Here is a 15,626-nt window from a genome sequence, read left to right as displayed (position 1 = left end):
GTCCAGATGAACCAAAAGGAAATGGAATCACCGAAAATATCAGTAATTGTAAGCACTTATAACTCCGAAGAGTGGCTAAAAAAAGTGCTGTGGGGGTTCAACTGCCAAATTTTCAAGGATTTTGAGGTGGTTATTGCCGATGATGGTTCCGGTCCTAAAACCAAGGAGTTATTGGAAAAAATGTCCAAAAAGGTCTTTTACAATATTATCCATGTGTGGCAAGAGGACGATGGGTTCCAAAAGTCAAGAATTCTCAATAAAGCTGTGGAGGCGTGCAATGCCGATTATATTATTATGACAGATGGTGACTGTATTCCACGGGAGGATTTTGTGGAGGTGCACTACATTAACAAAGAACCTGGATACTTTATTTCTGGCGGGTACTATATGCTGCCCATGAATATTTCCAAAATGATTACCCTTGAAGATATTGAAAAACAGCATTGTTTTAATATTCATTGGCTCAAGGAAAAAGGTATTCCAAAGACTTTTAAGAACAATAAACTCACGGCAAATGGAATTGTTTCCAAGTTGTTGAATACTTTTACTCCGACCAATGCTAGCTGGAACGGTCATAATTCATCGGGTTGGAAAAAGGATATTTTAAATGTTAACGGTTTTGACGAGCGTATGCAGTACGGTGGGCAGGATCGTGAATTGGGTGAGCGCTTGTTCAATTTTGGGATAAAATCGAAACAGTTACGTTATAGTGCGGTCTGCGTGCACTTGGATCATAAAAGAGGATATAAAACACCTGAATCCATTGCCAAGAACCAAGCTATTAGAAAGGAGACCAAATCCAATAAAATGGTTTGGACGCACTACGGCATTACCAAATAATAGGCAAGCTCGTTCTTTTTCTCCAATCGTTTTAATTCTTTGAACCTTTCAAAGACACCAAGGGCGTTCAAGTAACAAATGGTCCATCCTTTTTTGCCATCCAAAAATCCGAGGCGTAGAATGTAATGGTTGAAGAATTTCCAGATAGGTTTTACTGTCATCAAAAGGTAATTGAAATGCTTTTCCTTGTAAAAGTCTTCTTTGGCTTTTAATCTGCCATATTTGAGCATTTTACCTTTGTAGTCTTCATAATTTTTGTAGCAGAAATGAATCAATTTTTCTTTTAGAATGCCAGACTTGCCATCGACAACCAAAGTTTCGTGTACAATTTTTCTATCCGTGAAATGAGCTTTGCTCTTTCGGAAAAGCCTATAATTTTTGTCGGTCTGCCATCCACTAAAATTTAGAGGCTCGTTTTGGAACATAAACTTTCTATAAAACCAATATGCTTCTTGGGCATTAGGGTTGTTTATGGTGTCGATAATTTCTTTTTGAAGACTTTCTGTAACCACCTCGTCCGCATCCAAAAACAAGACCCAGTCATTTGTCGCCTGTTTAAGCGTGAACGACTTTTGAGCCGTAAAGTTTTCAAAAGGGTTTTGGATTACCCTGACTTTTGGATGGTCCAAAAGATACTCGTAAGTACCATCGGTACTGTAGGAATCAACCACTAAAATTTCATCGGCAAAGGAAACGGAGTCGATACATTTTTCAATGTATCCCATTTCATTGTAGGTAATCACAAGTGCTGATATTTTTTGCTTTGGGGTGCTCAATTCAGCCATAATTTATTGGTGTAGTGTTTAATTTTTACAAAGCTATAACAAAAAAACAGCGTAAAAATTGTTTGAACGTTTCTTTTTCTTACAAACAATTGGCTCTTCAATTTCCCTACTTGTTTTTTGTTAAAATCTCAAAATTTAATTCTAATAGGTATATTATAGAGGCTGAAAAAGCAATAGGGTTGCTTCTTTTTCGTCAAAAAAACAACCCTATCATTATCTAAGCTCAAAAAAATGAGGGCATAGCCTTACACTGCTACATTGTGCTCTCGGAGCGCATTGTTCAACGAAGTTTTCTTATCCGTGCTTTCCTTTCTTTTGCCAATGATCAGGGCACAAGGCACCTGATAGTCACCCGCAGGGAATTTTTTGGTATAGCTACCGGGAATAACAACCGATCTAGCCGGAACTCTTCCTTTCAATTCAACAGGTTCGTCACCGGTAACGTCAATTATTTTGGTTGAAGCGGTCAAAACCACATTGGCGCCCAAAACAGCCTCTTTTTCAACACGCACCCCTTCCACAACAATACATCTAGAGCCGATAAAGGCATTGTCTTCGATAATTACGGGAGCCGCTTGCAAAGGTTCCAATACACCTCCAATACCAACACCGCCACTCAAATGGACGTTTTTACCAATCTGTGCACAACTTCCCACCGTGGCCCAAGTATCCACCATGGAGCCTTCATCCACATAAGCGCCAATGTTTACATAACTGGGCATTAAAATGGTTCCTTTGGAAATATAGGCCCCGTGTCTTGCAACGGCATGCGGCACCACGCGAACACCTTTTTCTTTATAGCCTCTTTTCAATGGAATTTTATCGTGATATTCAAAAATGCCAGCCTCTAAAACTTCCATTTTTTGGATGGGGAAATAAAGCACCACCGCTTTTTTCACCCATTCGTTTATTTGCCAACCATCTTCCGTTGGTTCAGCACACCGCAACTCACCCGCATCGATCAGGTCTATTACTTCACGTATGGCGACTTGCGTTTTTTCATCTTCCAACAAGGATCTATTGTCCCAGGCTTGTTCTATCAGCGTTCTTAATCCTGTCATTTTTTCTTAAAGTTTTGACAAAGATAAGCCCCATGGCAGAATTATGGTTCCCATTTTTAAGCGCATAACATTTTTAAGGTTATTTTTGCCAAAAAAATATTTTGGCTAGAATTTTGGCTTTGGATTTTGGAAAGGTGCGGACGGGAATAGCGGTTACCGATGAACTTCAGCTGATCGCTTCTGGTTTGACCACCGTTGAAACCAAAGATTTGTTGACGTTTTTGGCGGAGTATACGCAAAAGGAATCGGTAGAACGTTTTGTAGTAGGCTTGCCCAAACAAATGGACAATACCGCATCCGAGTCCGAAGTGCTTATCCAAGGATTTTTAAACAAACTGAAGGCCAAGTTTCCATCCATTCCCGTGGAACGCCAAGACGAGCGTTTTACCTCCAAAATGGCGGTACAGTCAATGCTGGACAGCAGAATGAAAAAGAAAAAAAGAAGGGACAAGGCCCTAGTCGACGAAATAAGTGCCACGCTCATATTGCAGGCATACTTAAACAGATATTGATTTTATGATTTTACCCATAGTAGCCTACGGAGACCCCGTTTTGCGAAAAAAGGCAAAGGATATTACATCAGAATATCCAAAACTGGATGAATTGATAACAAACATGTGGGAGACCATGTACAATGCCCATGGCGTTGGTTTGGCCGCCCCGCAGGTGGGACTTCCCATTAGAATGTTTATGGTGGACACCACACCTTTTGCAGATGATGACGAGTTGACCGAAGCGGAACAAAAACAGCTGGATGGATTCAAGAAAGTATTCATCAACGCCAAAATTGAAGAGGAAAGTGGTAAGGAGTGGGACTTTAACGAAGGTTGTTTAAGTATTCCCGATATCCGTGAAGATGTAAAACGCAAGCCCGAGATCACCATAAGTTACTTGGATGAAGACTTTAAACCTCATACCGAAACTTTTGACGGCCTATTGGCCCGGGTGATTCAGCACGAATACGATCATATTGAAGGAATTTTGTTCACAGATAAGCTTTCAACGCTTAGAAAACGTCTTTTAAAAAGTCGATTGGAGAAAATTTCCAAAGGAAAAATAGATGTGGATTACAGAATGAGGTTTCCCAAAATCAAAAAAGGACGTTAAAAAAATCGCTGTTTGCGATAAAAACATATTTTTGCGCCCATAAATTACTATTTGAATGGCATTAGACAAGATTTTATCTATTGGAGGTAAACCGGGACTTTACAAATTATTGACACAAACCCGGGGCGGATTTGTTGGCGAATCCCTTTTGGATGGCAAACGTGTAACCGTTGGTTTAAGAAGCAATGTAAGCGTGTTGTCCGAAATAGCCATTTATACCTTGGAGGAGGAAATTCCTTTGAAAGAGGTCTTTCAAAAAATCAAGGAAAAGGAAGACGGTAAAAAAACTTCCATCAGTCACAAGGCTGAAAAAATCGAGTTGGAAGAGTATTTCTTCGAAGTGCTTCCCAATTATGATGAGGACCGAGTGTACGCTAGCGACATCAAAAAAATTATACAGTGGTACAACATCCTTCTCGACAACAATATCACTGATTTTGTTGAAGACGAAAAGGATGCTGAAGAACCTACTGTTCCTGCCTCAGAAGAGGAAGAATAAACACTATTCCTTTTTCCAATCCACCAATTTTGATGGGTAGTAATTGATCTGCATGGCTTCCAAATAGGGAACTTGTGCGGCAAGGCGCTCTTTGTAATCTTCCCAATTTAAGTGCTCTCCGGGAGACCACCCCAATTCGGCATAACCAATTATTCGTGGGAAGGCCAAATATTCCAATTCGGTACCGTTGCTTATGGTTTCCGACCATAGCGGGGCTTCAATCCCAAGAATGTTCTCTTTACCAAGTCCTTCGGCATAGGTTTCTGGATTCCATTTATAGCCCACATCAACAGGTATATACCCGGCCCATTTTAAGCCATATTCGGAGATGGAGTCGTATTTCATGTCCAAATAGGCCTTTTTTGCAGGGGAAATAATAATTTTAGAACCATTTTCAGCTGCGTTCAAGGCATTTTCAGCATTGTTCCATAATTGAACTACCGAACTAGGGGCAATATCTGCCTGTGCAATTTCGTCCCAACCAATCATTCTTTTGTTGTGCTTTTGTACAATTTTTTCCACTTTTTCCACAAAAAGAATGTAATCATCCTTTTTGGTCACGTGGCTTTCATCACCCCCAATATGAAAGTATGGACCAGGTGACATGGATGCGATTTCGCCGATTACATCATCCAAAAAGCTGTAAACGGTATCTTTTTTGGCATCAAAAGAGCTGTAGCCTACTTTCATGTCGGTTCGTACCCGAGGTGTCTCTGCTCCGGCATAGTGTAAAAAAGGATAGCTCAACGATGCTGCATTGGTATGCCCTGGCATATCTATTTCGGGAACAATCGTAATATGTCTGTCCGCAGCGTATGCCACAAGGTCTTTGTATTGTTCTTGTGTGTAAAAACCACCTTCACCACCGCCCACTTCGCTGGCACCGCCTACCTCGGTCAGTTTGGGCCAAGATTTTATCTCAATGCGCCACCCTTGGTCGTCCGTTAAGTGCAAATGCAGTGTGTTAAATTTGTAGTAAGCCAGGGCATCAATGTATTTTTTGACTTCCTCAACCGTGAAAAAATGTCTGGCAACATCCAGCATGGAGCTACGGTAACCAAATTTTGGGGCATCCATTATCTTGCCCGAAGGAATTACCCACATGGGGCGGTCCGTCAAAGTATCATTACTTTTTTCCGGAATGAGTTGGCGAAGCGTCTGAACACCCCTAAAAGCCCCAGCAGCGGTTTTGGCATTCAATAAAATGGAATCATTTTTGATGTAGAGCTGATAGGCTTCCGGACTTTCCAAATCAACGCTATCCGATTGGTTGATGTAGATCAATCGTTCTAATTTTTCCCCGTTTGATGCATTTACCGCAACATCAAGCCCTGTTTTGGATTTAATGTTATCGGATAAAAACCTGCCCACTTTCTCAAATTCCGGGTCTGTGGTCGAGGTGTAAATCGCAGTTCCCGCATCCAGTCCAAAGGCACTACCTGTTGGAATGGTTTTAATGGGTTTTGGAATCAACGGAGCTTTCGCAAGGTCTGTTTTTGGAAAATTGATTTCCTTTTTTTCGGTTTGGCAAGCTGTCATGCAGATAACTGCAACGAACAGCAAAATTGATCTGTAAATCACGTTTGTTTGGTTTTAGTCTATGTAATTTTTGATAACATCGTACCAGATGTCATATCCTTTATCGTTCATGTGAAGTCCATCTTCAATAAAGATGTCTTGTTTTACTTTTCTTTTATTTAGCATCGGATACCAAACGTCAACAAAATCTATCCCATCGGTTTTTGATGCCAATCGGTCCAATTTTCGGTTTAGACGACGGTATCTACCTCTGTATTTCCATCGAGAGATACTCGGTTTGGCCGATATCAATACAATCTCCATGTTTGGATTTTCCAGTTGTAGTTTGTTAAGGATGCCTTCGGCAGTTTTTACTATTTTTCGAGGTCTCTTCTTGGCAAAAATATCGTTGTCACCTTCATAAATAAATACTTTTACGGGCCTATAGTCCAAAATCAATTCATCAAGATAAAGCCCAAGATCGGAAAATTGGGAACCACCAAAGCCTGTGTTCAGCACTTGATGTTCCGGAAACCTTTTCTGTATATCTGTCCAAAACCGGATACTGGAACTTCCCGTAAAAACAATGGTCGGCTTGGAAGAATCCCAAAGGGAATCATTTTTTTGCTGAATTGACCTAACCTCATTTTTAAAAGGATTATCGTTTTGCCCAATGGCCATTAACGGTACCAAGAGCAATGCAATAAAAAAATGTTTCATTCTGCCGGATTTTGCCTAAAAACGACGTTGAAGATAGTAATATTTTTCCGTAAGCATGCTTTGTTGAAAAATACAAGAATACTTTTCATAAGTAAATTTTGATGATGGATTTTCTAATGTGGGGTCTTTGTATTTTTGGTCAAAATAGAAAAAAATGAACACAAGATCGGAGCAGTTGGGTGCTTTTGACCGTCTTTTGACCATAATGGATGAATTGCGCGAGCAATGCCCATGGGACAAAAAGCAGACCATGCAGACGCTTCGCCATTTAACCATTGAGGAAACCTACGAATTGGGCGATGCCATTCTCGACAATGATTTGGAAGAGGTGAAGAAAGAACTGGGCGATATTTTATTGCATATCGTTTTTTACGCCAAAATAGGTTCCGAAACACAGGATTTTGATATTGCCGATGTGGCCAACGGTATCTGTGATAAATTGATTAACCGACACCCGCACATTTATGGCGATGTAAAAGTGGAGAATGAGGAGGATGTGAAGCAGAATTGGGAAAACATCAAATTAAAAGAAGGTAAAAAGAGCGTGCTGGAAGGCGTTCCCAATGGTTTGCCCTCCTTGGTGAAGGCCAATAGGATCCAAGACAAGGTAGCCGGTGTGGGATTTGATTGGGAAGAGCCCGAGCAGGTTTTTGAAAAGCTGAAAGAGGAGTTGGGGGAGCTTCAAGAAGAGGTGGCGACCAACAATGCCGATAAAATGGAGTCCGAATTTGGCGATGTGCTTTTTTCGATGGTGAATTATGCCCGTTTCCTAAAAATCAATCCGGAAAATGCATTGGAGCGGACCAATAAAAAATTCATCAAACGCTTTCAATATTTGGAGGGAAAAGCCAAGGAAGCAGGAAAGTCCATAAAGGACATGACCTTGGCCGAAATGGACGTTTACTGGGAAGAGGCGAAGCAGTTGTGAGATTTATTCATTCCCTAACATTTCAACCGACCAAGATTGTCATCAATCTACCTATATTTGCCATCCTTTTTTAAATATCCGCTGTGTTTCAAAACTACACCAAAGAATTCGCCTATAACCTAAAACTGTCCTATCCCGTTATTTTGGGAATGCTGGGGCACACTTTTGTGGCCTTTGCAGACAACATTATGGTAGGGCAATTGGGAACTGCTGAACTGGCAGCGGTCTCCTTGGGCAATAGTTTTGTGTTCATTGCCATGTCGCTCGGTATTGGTTTTTCCACTGCCATCACTCCTTTGGTGGCCGAAGCGGACGGGGCAAAGGACCAAGCAGCGGGCAAAAGTGCCTTAAAACACGGTTTGGTACTTTGTACCGTACTGGGTTTATCCCTGTTTGGACTCATCCAAGTTTCCAAACCCTTGATACACCATATGGAACAGCCCCCAGAAGTGGTGGAACTCGCTTTGCCCTATTTGGATTTGGTGGCATTTTCGTTAGTGCCCTTGATCATATTTCAAGCCTTTAAACAATTTTCGGACGGTCTATCCCAGACCAAATACCCTATGTACACTACCATTGTGGCCAACTTGGTGAATATTACCCTGAACTATTTGCTCATTTTTGGTGCTTTGGGCTTTCCCAAGATGGGAATTGTTGGTGCGGCAGTAGGTACTTTGGCATCTCGTGTGATTATGGTGGCCTTTATTTGGTACTTGCTAAAGCGAAAAGAAAAGTTTGCTCCCTATGTAACTCATTTCAACTTTAGAAAGATTGAGAAAAAAGTGATGAACAAAATCATCGGTCTTGGATTTCCATCGGCGCTGCAAATGTTTTTTGAGGTGGCCATTTTTACAGCGGCCATTTGGTTGAGCGGAGTGCTTGGAAAAAATGCCCAAGCGGCCAATCAAATAGCATTGAACTTGAGCAGTATGACCTTTATGGTGGGTATGGGGCTTGGTGTGGCAGCTATAGTCAGGGTCGGAAATCAGAAAGGTCTCAGAAACTATAAAGAGTTGAAGCGAATCGCGGAATCTGTGTTTTTCTTGACGCTTTTGGTGGAAATAGCTTTCGCTGTGATTTTCTTATTGGGGAGACATTGGTTGCCGACCATTTATTTGGATGTGGACGATATTGCGAACCAAGCCGATAACACCGAAGTGATCATCATAGCTGCGAAACTATTGTTGGTGGCAGCCTTTTTCCAGATTTCTGATGGGCTCCAAGTAGTGGTCTTGGGCGCGTTACGTGGTTTACAGGATGTAAAGATACCTACACTGATTACTTTTGTGGCCTACTGGTTGATAGGTTTTCCCATCAGTTATTACTTGGGGTTGCATACCAGTTTTGAAAGTACCGGTATTTGGATAGGATTGTTATCGGGACTTACCGCATCGGCCGTAATGTTGTATCTTCGATTTAACTTTTTGACCAAGAAATTGATTGAAGACTAAATTAGAATGGTTGTCACCCTGAGCTCGTCTCAGGGTCTCATTATAAAATGAAAATATATGTGATGTTGAACACCACGCCAGTCGGCGGGAGTTCAATATGGCACATTTAATTATAAATTTGAAACCAGTTGTGGATTTTGAAGGAAATTCGTCAGTTCGAGTGATTTTTGGTTGTTGAGCGAAGTCGAAACAAAAGAAAATTGTACCTGCCTGCCGGCAGGCAGGTCGAGAACTAGAATTTCAAGCCAAAAAACGATTCTCGATACAAAATTCCTTTGGAATTTCACTCGAATTGACGGTTTTTGGACGAGAAATCTTCAAAATACACATCGGGTATTGAATTAAGAAGATTCCAAAATTTGAAATCTAACTATTTGATACATGGAACTACCTAAATTTTTATTGGCCGACAATACGGACCATCCCGATGCCATTTTTATCGTTCATACCGAATACCCACGTTTTATCATCAATCTGGAAAATGATGAAGTGGAATGGATGGAAGAATTCTCCAAAGAGGATGAGGCGGATTTAATGGAAGAGGCCGAAAGCTTGATCGAAGCCGCTACGGCCTTTTACGATAGGGAAGTCTCCAGATACGACGATTGATGATCGAACAGTTACTGCAATACGATAAAGAATTGTTTTTGTTCCTCAACGGATTGGGGACCGAAACTTGGGACGGCTTTTGGATGTTTATGACCACCACCAGAAATTCAGCTCCGCTTTATCTGTTACTACTTTACTTATCCTATCGAACTTTTGGTTGGAAGGGAACAGGAATAATTTTGGTGTCCATCGCCTTGCTGATTACCTGTACCGACCAATTGTCCAATTTCTTTAAATACGGCGTTGGTAGATTGCGACCTTGCCACGAACCTGAAGTAAGTGGCGCCATGCGTTTGGTAAAAAGTTATTGTGGAGGACAATTCGGATACTTTTCCGCCCACGCGGCCAACTCTTTTGGACCAGTGATTTTCTTTACCGTGATTTTTAAGAATAAGGTGAAATACATCTCTTTGGTATTGTTGATTTGGGCCTGTATTGTTGCCTATAGCCGAATTTATATCGGTGTTCATTATCCGTTGGATGTGATAACGGGCGCTTTGGTAGGTTCCCTTTTCGGATGGTTGTGGGCCAAGTTGGCTATATTTGCTTTCCAAAAAACAGGGGTATGATCTCAACCGCCAGATACTGGTTTTATATTGGATTGATTGTGTTGGTCTATATCATTGGGATGTTCGTAACCCTGTTCGAGAACGATTCGGCCCAATTTGCTGTAATGGCCATGCGAATGGTTCAGGAAAACGATTTTTTGAGCCTCTTCAAAGGTCCCGAAGAGTATTTGGATAAGCCCCATATGCACTACTGGTTGGCCGCACTTTCCTATAAAATATTTGGAATTCACGATTGGGCGTACCGAATTCCCGGTATTTTGTCCACTTTGTTGGGAGCTTACAGTTGCTACGGTCTCGGAAAATTGCTTTACAACAAGGACGTGGGGCGGTTTGCTTCATTGATTTTTATGACGGCCCAAACCATGGTCTTGGCCAATATCGATGTGCGTACCGATGCTGTTTTGACCGGATTCACGATCTTTTCCATTTGGCAATTGGCCAAGTATATTGAGCAAAACACCTTGAAAAGTATCGCTCTGGGTGCTTTTGGGGCGGGAATGGCCTTTTCCACCAAAGGTCAGATTGCTTTGGTAGTGATTGGAATTTCGATACTGTGCCACTTGACCTATACCCGAAAATGGCAGCAATTGCTCAATTGGAAAGTTTTGGTGGCGATTTTGGTGTTTGGTGCCACCATTGCCCCGATGTTGTACGCCTATTACCATCAGTTTGATTTGCACCCCGAGAAAGTAATCAGAGGAAAAGATAACCGTAGCGGTATCTTCTTCATTTTTTGGGAACAGAGCTTTGAACGTATGAGTGGAGAAGGGGTAGGAAAGAACAGTAGCGACTTTTTCTTTTTCTTTCACACCTTTTTATGGGTGTTTCTGCCGTGGACGGTTCTCGCTTTGATAGGCTATTGGACTAAAGTAAGAACCTTTTGGGAAGCGAAGTTCGCTTACAGGCCCAATTTAGAATTTCTGACCGTTGGTGGGATTTCGATTTTGTTCCTGCTCATCAGTTTTGCGCAGTTTAAATTGCCGCACTACATGAACATTTTAATGCCTTTGTATGCGATCCTATCGGCGGCATTCCTGTATATGTTGCATCAAAAGGAAAAATTGAGGATGGCCAAGGTAATTTTGGGCATCCAATACTTCATATTGGGTCTAGTGGCGGTCTTTACCGTTTTGGTGAGTTTTTATGTATTTAAATTCGAGCGTTGGTACAGTTATTTGTTCTTGCTGACGGCCCTTGCATTGGTGACTTGTTTCATTTTGAAAAAAGAAGCGCCGTACACAAAAATTGTAAGTGTTGCCATTTTTAGTTCGGTGTTGTTAAATGGCTTGATGAATGTCCATTTTTACCCAAAACTGCTCGAATACCAGGGGGGGTCCACCATGGCGGAGCAGGTAAAGCAGAACAACATTCCCGTCGATAGCATTTATAAGATTTCGGAAAAATATTCGTGGTCGTTGGATTTTTATAACAGGAAACCCGTACAAATAAGTTCGCTCTCGGAAATAGCGGAGAAAAATGATGTTTGGGTGTATGCCACGGACAAAGAATTGAAGCAATTAGAGAAAAAAGGAATTGTTTGGGACAATCAAATTACGGTGGACCAATTTCGGATTACCCGACTTCAAATCAAATTCTTGAATCCCGATACGCGAGAAGAAAAATTGAACAAAATGCATTTGGTGCATTTGAACTAATCTACTGAATCCAGTCTTGGCTTTTTAAAGTGATAGATTACTCCGAAAAGTGAGGTGAGTGCCGTTATCAAAAAGAAGGTAAAACTGATACCGATGGAAGTGCTGGCATCCAGCCCCAACCACTCTGCACCGTACAAAAAAGTGACTTCTCGACTTCCTATTCCGCCAATGGTCAAAGGTATCACGGAGACAATCGAAGAAACTAAGAACACAAAGAGGTATTCAATAGTGTCCATGCTAACGGACAAGGACTTCAAAATACATAATACGCTGATTAATTGTGCCAGTTGCACCAAGGCCGAAAACCCTAGGGATTTCCAAAATACGGGCAGGGTAGTGATGAAGAATATTTTGTTCACGAACCAGAAAGCGATTACACTTAAGGGAATGGCCGCAGTTACCAACCAATAAAAGCTTTGAAAAAATACATTTTTTGCCAAGAGGGCAAGCACACAAGCATACACAAAAAGCAAAAGCATACCGCTTAAACGGTCCAAGAGTAAGCTGGAGACTACTTTCTTGGTACCTGGTTGATATTCTTTTTGGATAACGTATCCTTTGTACGCATCGCCGCCAATGCCTCCAGGTAAAAAAAGGTTGTAGAACATTCCCAATAGGTAAAGCTTTAAATTGCTCAACTGGGAGATCTTGGCTCCAATTTGATGGAAATACAAGTTGGTCCTAAGAGCAGCTAAGACTTTGGACAGTACAAAAAACAGCAGTGCCAAGAATAAATAGAGAGGGTCGCTCTTTTTTAAGGTCTGGAGTACATCCTTCAACTCTATTTTGGTGAAAATAAAGTAAATCAGGACCGCACTGATGATAATCTTCAAGGCGGTTATGAGCTTTTTACGCTGCTTTTCCGTCACCTATGCTGATTTTTTTGATACGATACGGTCTTTTCTGTTGCGATTCGTAGTAGGTACGGATCAAGAGTTCCATCACAATCCCGATGGTAAACAATTGGATGCCACCCACAATGAACATCATCCCGAATATGAGCAATGGTCGGGTGCCGATATCCTGTCCGAAGCCAAGCTTTACGATCAACAAATACACATTGATCAAAACTCCCAAAATAACCAACAATACCCCAAAAATTCCGAAGAGGTGGATGGGACGCTGAAAATATTTTCGGATAAAGAGTAACAGCATCATATCGGCGACCACTTTAAAAACCCGCTCCAGACCGTATTTGGAAACCCCAGCGTGTCTTGCGTGGTGCTTTACGGGAACCTGTTTGATCTGTGCACCTTCCAAATGTGCCAAAAGTGTAATAAAACGGTGCATTTCACCATACAGATTAAGGCTTTTTGCGATGTCCTTGGTGAAAACTTTTAGGGCACAACCGTTGTCTTTAATATCCAACTTAGTCACTCTGCGCACCAAAAAGTTGGCAATTTTAGATGGTATTTTTTTTACTTGGGAATCTTTTCTTTTCTGACGGATGCCCGTAACTAAATCATATTCTTCGGTGATGGCATATTCCAACATTTGTGGAATGTCCGAAGGGTCGTTTTGGAGGTCTCCATCCATGGTAATGATGTATTCCCCTTCGGCGTAATCAATCCCGGCGGCCAAGGCCAAACTTTGGCCATAGTTCTTTTTCAGTTCAATGAGATGGACCTTCTTATCGTCCATTTCCTTGACCTTGATACGGGTTTTGTCCGTGGAAAAGTCATCCACATACACAATTTGGTAGTTGTACCCCTCAAGGCTTTCATTGATTTTTTGGGTCAAAAGAACCACATTGTCCTCCTCGTTGTACAAAGGAACCACTATGGATAAAAGGGAATCGGTGACGGTGCTCATTCAGTATAAAATCTGTGCAAATTTATCGCTTTTATTTAAGAGCCTGTTTAGGAATTTGTCAATTGTTCTGTTATGCCCCTTTTTGCGCATTTCTTCGTTATAATTTTGAACCGTAGCTACGGCTATGCTTAAAAATTATGCCTCAAACTGCATCAAAAATAGCCTATATCAATTCCAATCACAAATTCCTAAACAGGCTCTAAAGTTCCTTGGTAATCTTGTCCAATAGGATTTTTGCAGCGTAAAATGGTGAAATTTTGTGTTTTTCAATCGCTGATAACAGCTTGGCTTGTTCTGTTTTAAAGGTTTCCTTTTGATGAAAAAACTGTTTGATGTATTCATCCACAGTCTGAAGGAACCAGTTTTTGTTTTGTTGTTGTCGGTTCTTTTCAAAAAAGCCGTTTTCCTTGGTATGCTCCACAAATTGCTGCACCATTTCCCAGATGTCTTCAATGCCTGTTTTTTCCATGGCGGAACATTTCATCACTTTGGGCGTCCACCCATTGGCTTTGGGCGGGTATAGGTGCAAGGCCCTGGAAAATTCAGTAACGGCAAGTTTTGCGTGCTCCAAATTACTGCCATCCGCCTTGTTTATGGCTATGGCATCCGCCATTTCCATAATGCCTCTTTTAATACCTTGGAGTTCGTCACCTGCGCCGGATAGTTTTAGCAAAAGGAAAAAATCCACCATACTGTGTACGGCAATCTCACTTTGGCCTACGCCCACGGTTTCCACCAAAATCACATTATAGCCTGCTGCTTCGCAGAGGATGATGCTCTCTCTGGTTTTTCGAGCTACACCACCCAAGGAGGTGCCCGAAGGGGAGGGGCGTATAAAAGCATTTGGGTCCTTGGCCAAGGTCTCCATTCGGGTTTTGTCTCCTAAAATGCTTCCCTTGCTTAGTGAGCTGGTCGGGTCTACGGCCAAAACGGCCACTTTATTGCCTTGATCGGTCAATATCTTCCCCAAGGTTTCGATAAAGGAGCTTTTGCCCACTCCCGGTACACCTGTTATTCCTAGCCGAATGCTTTTGTTGGGCTGGGTCAAACACTTTTCTATGACCGCATTGGCTTTTTCAAAATGTGCCGGTTTTGTGCTTTCCAATAAAGTGATGGCCTTGGCAAGCATCGCTTTGTTGCCGTCAAAAATACCTTGCGCCAAAACATCGGCAGAGAGTTCTTGTTTTCTGAGTGCCTTGATTTTGGAAACCGTGTTCGAGGGTGTTTTGCTTTTGTCTGCCAATGGTGCTGTTGATCAATTCATCACGAATTTATAAAGATTTTACGGGTTTAGGCCAATCATGATACCAATACAGCTTATCCATTTCACAAAAATTTAATATCTGTTAAGAAGGACTTCCGCTTACAAATTGGTACCTTATTCGTTAAATTATCGGTTACCGCGTAGGTGCTGATTTTTACAAACCTATAAACATTTAAAAGATGAAGACTATTTTTGAGGCCAAGGCCACCAATACAGGAGGAAGAGCTGGACATGTAAAGAGTGAAGATGGCGTTTTGGATTTTGACATAAGCATGCCAAATTCAAAAGGAAAACCGGATCCAAAATCAACCAATCCCGAGGAACTCTTTGCTGCAGCTTACTCCACTTGCTACGCTGGCGCGGTAGAAGCTGTTGCCAAAAGCCACGATGTGGACGACCTTGGTGATTTTAATGTAACTGCTATAGTGGCATTAAATAAGGAGGAGGAAGGTTTTTTCTTGGAAGTAACCTTGGATACGTATTTGCCTACGGTTGATAAGGAAATGGGAGAAACCATCATTAAGGAAGCTCACGAAATGTGCCCTTATAGCAAAGCTACACGCGATAATATTACAGTGCACTTAAATTTGTTAATGGACGAATAAAATCACCTAACTTTTTAATAATGAGCCCCGTTGAAGCCATCATCGGGGCTTTTTTTGTTAAAAGTGAACAAAAAACAAACTAATTTGCAACGTTGCATTTTTTGCATCGTCCTTATTACAGAACAACTAAAAAACCAGACATAGAACCAAGTGTGCTCCATATTGAGCTTGTGGAAAAGTGCAAGGCGAACGACCGTCAGGCG

At 41.6% G+C, this 15,626-nt stretch carries 17 protein-coding genes; 10 read left to right on the top strand and 7 right to left on the bottom strand.

Annotated features, from left to right (window positions below):
- The first annotated feature begins 21 nt into the window (after positions 1 to 21).
- Positions 22 to 840 carry a glycosyltransferase family 2 protein gene (locus AC13CS_RS05465; protein ID WP_482888600.1) on the top strand — a complete coding sequence of 273 codons (819 nt, stop codon included), beginning with the start codon at positions 22 to 24 and terminating at the stop codon, positions 838 to 840.
- Here the strand turns inward: AC13CS_RS05465 and AC13CS_RS05460 are convergent.
- Both AC13CS_RS05460 and AC13CS_RS05455 read right to left on the bottom strand, forming a co-directional pair.
- The gene (locus tag AC13CS_RS05460) at positions 822 to 1,625 is read right to left on the bottom strand and encodes a glycosyltransferase family 2 protein (RefSeq protein WP_293168315.1); all 804 of its coding nucleotides are present in this window, start codon (positions 1,623 to 1,625) and stop codon (positions 822 to 824) included. The genes AC13CS_RS05465 and AC13CS_RS05460 overlap by 19 nt on opposite strands.
- Before the next feature lie 245 nt (positions 1,626 to 1,870).
- Entirely contained in the window at positions 1,871 to 2,686 is an 816-nt protein-coding gene (locus AC13CS_RS05455; protein WP_482888599.1) for a 2,3,4,5-tetrahydropyridine-2,6-dicarboxylate N-succinyltransferase, read from the bottom strand.
- A 101-nt stretch (positions 2,687 to 2,787) separates the two neighbouring features.
- Here AC13CS_RS05455 and ruvX point away from each other — a divergent pair, with 101 nt between their 5' ends.
- From ruvX to AC13CS_RS05440, 3 genes are read left to right on the top strand one after another with little or no spacing between them, the layout of a single operon-like run.
- Positions 2,788 to 3,198 (top strand): Holliday junction resolvase RuvX, encoded by a 411-nt coding sequence (gene ruvX / locus AC13CS_RS05450; RefSeq protein WP_482888598.1) that lies wholly within the window; start codon positions 2,788 to 2,790, stop codon positions 3,196 to 3,198.
- 4 nt (positions 3,199 to 3,202) lie between these two features.
- On the top strand, positions 3,203 to 3,793 hold the full coding sequence (def, locus tag AC13CS_RS05445) for a peptide deformylase (RefSeq protein WP_482888597.1): 591 nt from the start codon (positions 3,203 to 3,205) through the stop codon (positions 3,791 to 3,793).
- 55 nt (positions 3,794 to 3,848) lie between these two features.
- Positions 3,849 to 4,292 (top strand): DUF5606 family protein, encoded by a 444-nt coding sequence (locus tag AC13CS_RS05440; protein WP_482888595.1) that lies wholly within the window; start codon positions 3,849 to 3,851, stop codon positions 4,290 to 4,292.
- A gap of 3 nt (positions 4,293 to 4,295) precedes the next feature.
- On the opposite strand, the gene AC13CS_RS05435 is transcribed toward AC13CS_RS05440, so the two are convergent.
- Positions 4,296 to 5,831, bottom strand: coding sequence for a family 20 glycosylhydrolase (locus AC13CS_RS05435; RefSeq protein ID WP_482888686.1), 1,536 nt, complete (start codon positions 5,829 to 5,831; stop codon positions 4,296 to 4,298).
- Positions 5,832 to 5,885: 54 nt separating this feature from the next.
- Positions 5,886 to 6,530: a GDSL-type esterase/lipase family protein gene (locus AC13CS_RS05430; RefSeq protein ID WP_482888593.1), complete on the bottom strand. Its 645-nt coding sequence runs from the start codon at positions 6,528 to 6,530 to the stop codon at positions 5,886 to 5,888.
- 154 nt (positions 6,531 to 6,684) lie between these two features.
- On the opposite strand from AC13CS_RS05430, the gene mazG reads away from it, so the two are divergent.
- The 5 genes from mazG to AC13CS_RS05405 all read left to right on the top strand — a co-directional run bounded on the left by mazG (position 6,685) and on the right by AC13CS_RS05405 (position 11,742).
- Positions 6,685 to 7,458, top strand: a complete 774-nt coding sequence (gene mazG, locus AC13CS_RS05425; protein WP_482888592.1) for a nucleoside triphosphate pyrophosphohydrolase — start codon at positions 6,685 to 6,687, stop codon at positions 7,456 to 7,458.
- Between the two features lie 83 nt (positions 7,459 to 7,541).
- Positions 7,542 to 8,909, top strand: a complete 1,368-nt coding sequence (locus tag AC13CS_RS05420; RefSeq protein WP_293168301.1) for an MATE family efflux transporter — start codon at positions 7,542 to 7,544, stop codon at positions 8,907 to 8,909.
- Positions 8,910 to 9,290: 381 nt separating this feature from the next.
- Entirely contained in the window at positions 9,291 to 9,518 is a 228-nt protein-coding gene (locus AC13CS_RS05415; protein WP_293168299.1) for a hypothetical protein, read from the top strand.
- Positions 9,518 to 10,087 (top strand): phosphatase PAP2 family protein, encoded by a 570-nt coding sequence (locus AC13CS_RS05410; protein WP_293168297.1) that lies wholly within the window; start codon positions 9,518 to 9,520, stop codon positions 10,085 to 10,087. Before AC13CS_RS05415 ends, AC13CS_RS05410 begins: the two co-directional genes overlap by 1 nt.
- Positions 10,084 to 11,742, top strand: a complete 1,659-nt coding sequence (locus tag AC13CS_RS05405) for an ArnT family glycosyltransferase (RefSeq protein ID WP_293168295.1) — start codon at positions 10,084 to 10,086, stop codon at positions 11,740 to 11,742. Before AC13CS_RS05410 ends, AC13CS_RS05405 begins: the two co-directional genes overlap by 4 nt.
- Here AC13CS_RS05405 and AC13CS_RS05400 read toward each other — a convergent pair.
- From AC13CS_RS05400 to meaB, 3 genes are all read right to left on the bottom strand, one after another.
- Positions 11,739 to 12,611, bottom strand: coding sequence for a lysylphosphatidylglycerol synthase transmembrane domain-containing protein (locus AC13CS_RS05400; protein WP_293168293.1), 873 nt, complete (start codon positions 12,609 to 12,611; stop codon positions 11,739 to 11,741). The two genes, AC13CS_RS05405 and AC13CS_RS05400, sit on opposite strands and share 4 nt — an antisense overlap.
- Positions 12,592 to 13,554 carry a glycosyltransferase family 2 protein gene (locus AC13CS_RS05395; RefSeq protein WP_293168291.1) on the bottom strand — a complete coding sequence of 321 codons (963 nt, stop codon included), beginning with the start codon at positions 13,552 to 13,554 and terminating at the stop codon, positions 12,592 to 12,594. The genes AC13CS_RS05400 and AC13CS_RS05395 overlap by 20 nt, the downstream gene beginning before the upstream one ends.
- 199 nt (positions 13,555 to 13,753) lie before the next feature.
- A complete protein-coding gene (gene meaB / locus AC13CS_RS05390; RefSeq protein WP_293168289.1) occupies positions 13,754 to 14,797 on the bottom strand; it encodes a methylmalonyl Co-A mutase-associated GTPase MeaB in 1,044 nt (347 codons plus the stop codon).
- 200 nt (positions 14,798 to 14,997) lie between these two features.
- On the opposite strand from meaB, the gene AC13CS_RS05385 reads away from it, so the two are divergent.
- Positions 14,998 to 15,423: an Ohr family peroxiredoxin gene (locus AC13CS_RS05385; protein ID WP_163625824.1), complete on the top strand. Its 426-nt coding sequence runs from the start codon at positions 14,998 to 15,000 to the stop codon at positions 15,421 to 15,423.
- Positions 15,424 to 15,626: the final 203 nt, after the last annotated feature.

Source organism: Flagellimonas sp. B-3, assembly GCF_056857835.1.
This window is presented reverse-complemented; position numbering and strand designations above follow the sequence as displayed.

Bases quoted from the DNA above. Each gene is read 5' to 3' on its own strand.
- AC13CS_RS05415 (WP_293168299.1), top strand. From the start codon at position 9,291: ATGGAACTACCTAAATTTTTATTGGCCGACAATACGGACCATCCCGAT.
- AC13CS_RS05385 (WP_163625824.1), top strand. From the start codon at position 14,998: ATGAAGACTATTTTTGAGGCCAAGGCCACCAATACAGGAGGAAGAGCT.
- def (WP_482888597.1), top strand. From the start codon at position 3,203: ATGATTTTACCCATAGTAGCCTACGGAGACCCCGTTTTGCGAAAAAAG.
- AC13CS_RS05410 (WP_293168297.1), top strand. From the start codon at position 9,518: ATGATCGAACAGTTACTGCAATACGATAAAGAATTGTTTTTGTTCCTC.
- AC13CS_RS05430 (WP_482888593.1), bottom strand. From the start codon at position 6,530: ATGAAACATTTTTTTATTGCATTGCTCTTGGTACCGTTAATGGCCATT.
- AC13CS_RS05395 (WP_293168291.1), bottom strand. From the start codon at position 13,554: ATGAGCACCGTCACCGATTCCCTTTTATCCATAGTGGTTCCTTTGTAC.
- AC13CS_RS05455 (WP_482888599.1), bottom strand. From the start codon at position 2,686: ATGACAGGATTAAGAACGCTGATAGAACAAGCCTGGGACAATAGATCC.
- AC13CS_RS05465 (WP_482888600.1), top strand. From the start codon at position 22: ATGGAATCACCGAAAATATCAGTAATTGTAAGCACTTATAACTCCGAA.
- AC13CS_RS05435 (WP_482888686.1), bottom strand. From the start codon at position 5,831: ATGACAGCTTGCCAAACCGAAAAAAAGGAAATCAATTTTCCAAAAACA.
- AC13CS_RS05405 (WP_293168295.1), top strand. From the start codon at position 10,084: ATGATCTCAACCGCCAGATACTGGTTTTATATTGGATTGATTGTGTTG.
- mazG (WP_482888592.1), top strand. From the start codon at position 6,685: ATGAACACAAGATCGGAGCAGTTGGGTGCTTTTGACCGTCTTTTGACC.
- AC13CS_RS05440 (WP_482888595.1), top strand. From the start codon at position 3,849: ATGGCATTAGACAAGATTTTATCTATTGGAGGTAAACCGGGACTTTAC.
- AC13CS_RS05460 (WP_293168315.1), bottom strand. From the start codon at position 1,625: ATGGCTGAATTGAGCACCCCAAAGCAAAAAATATCAGCACTTGTGATT.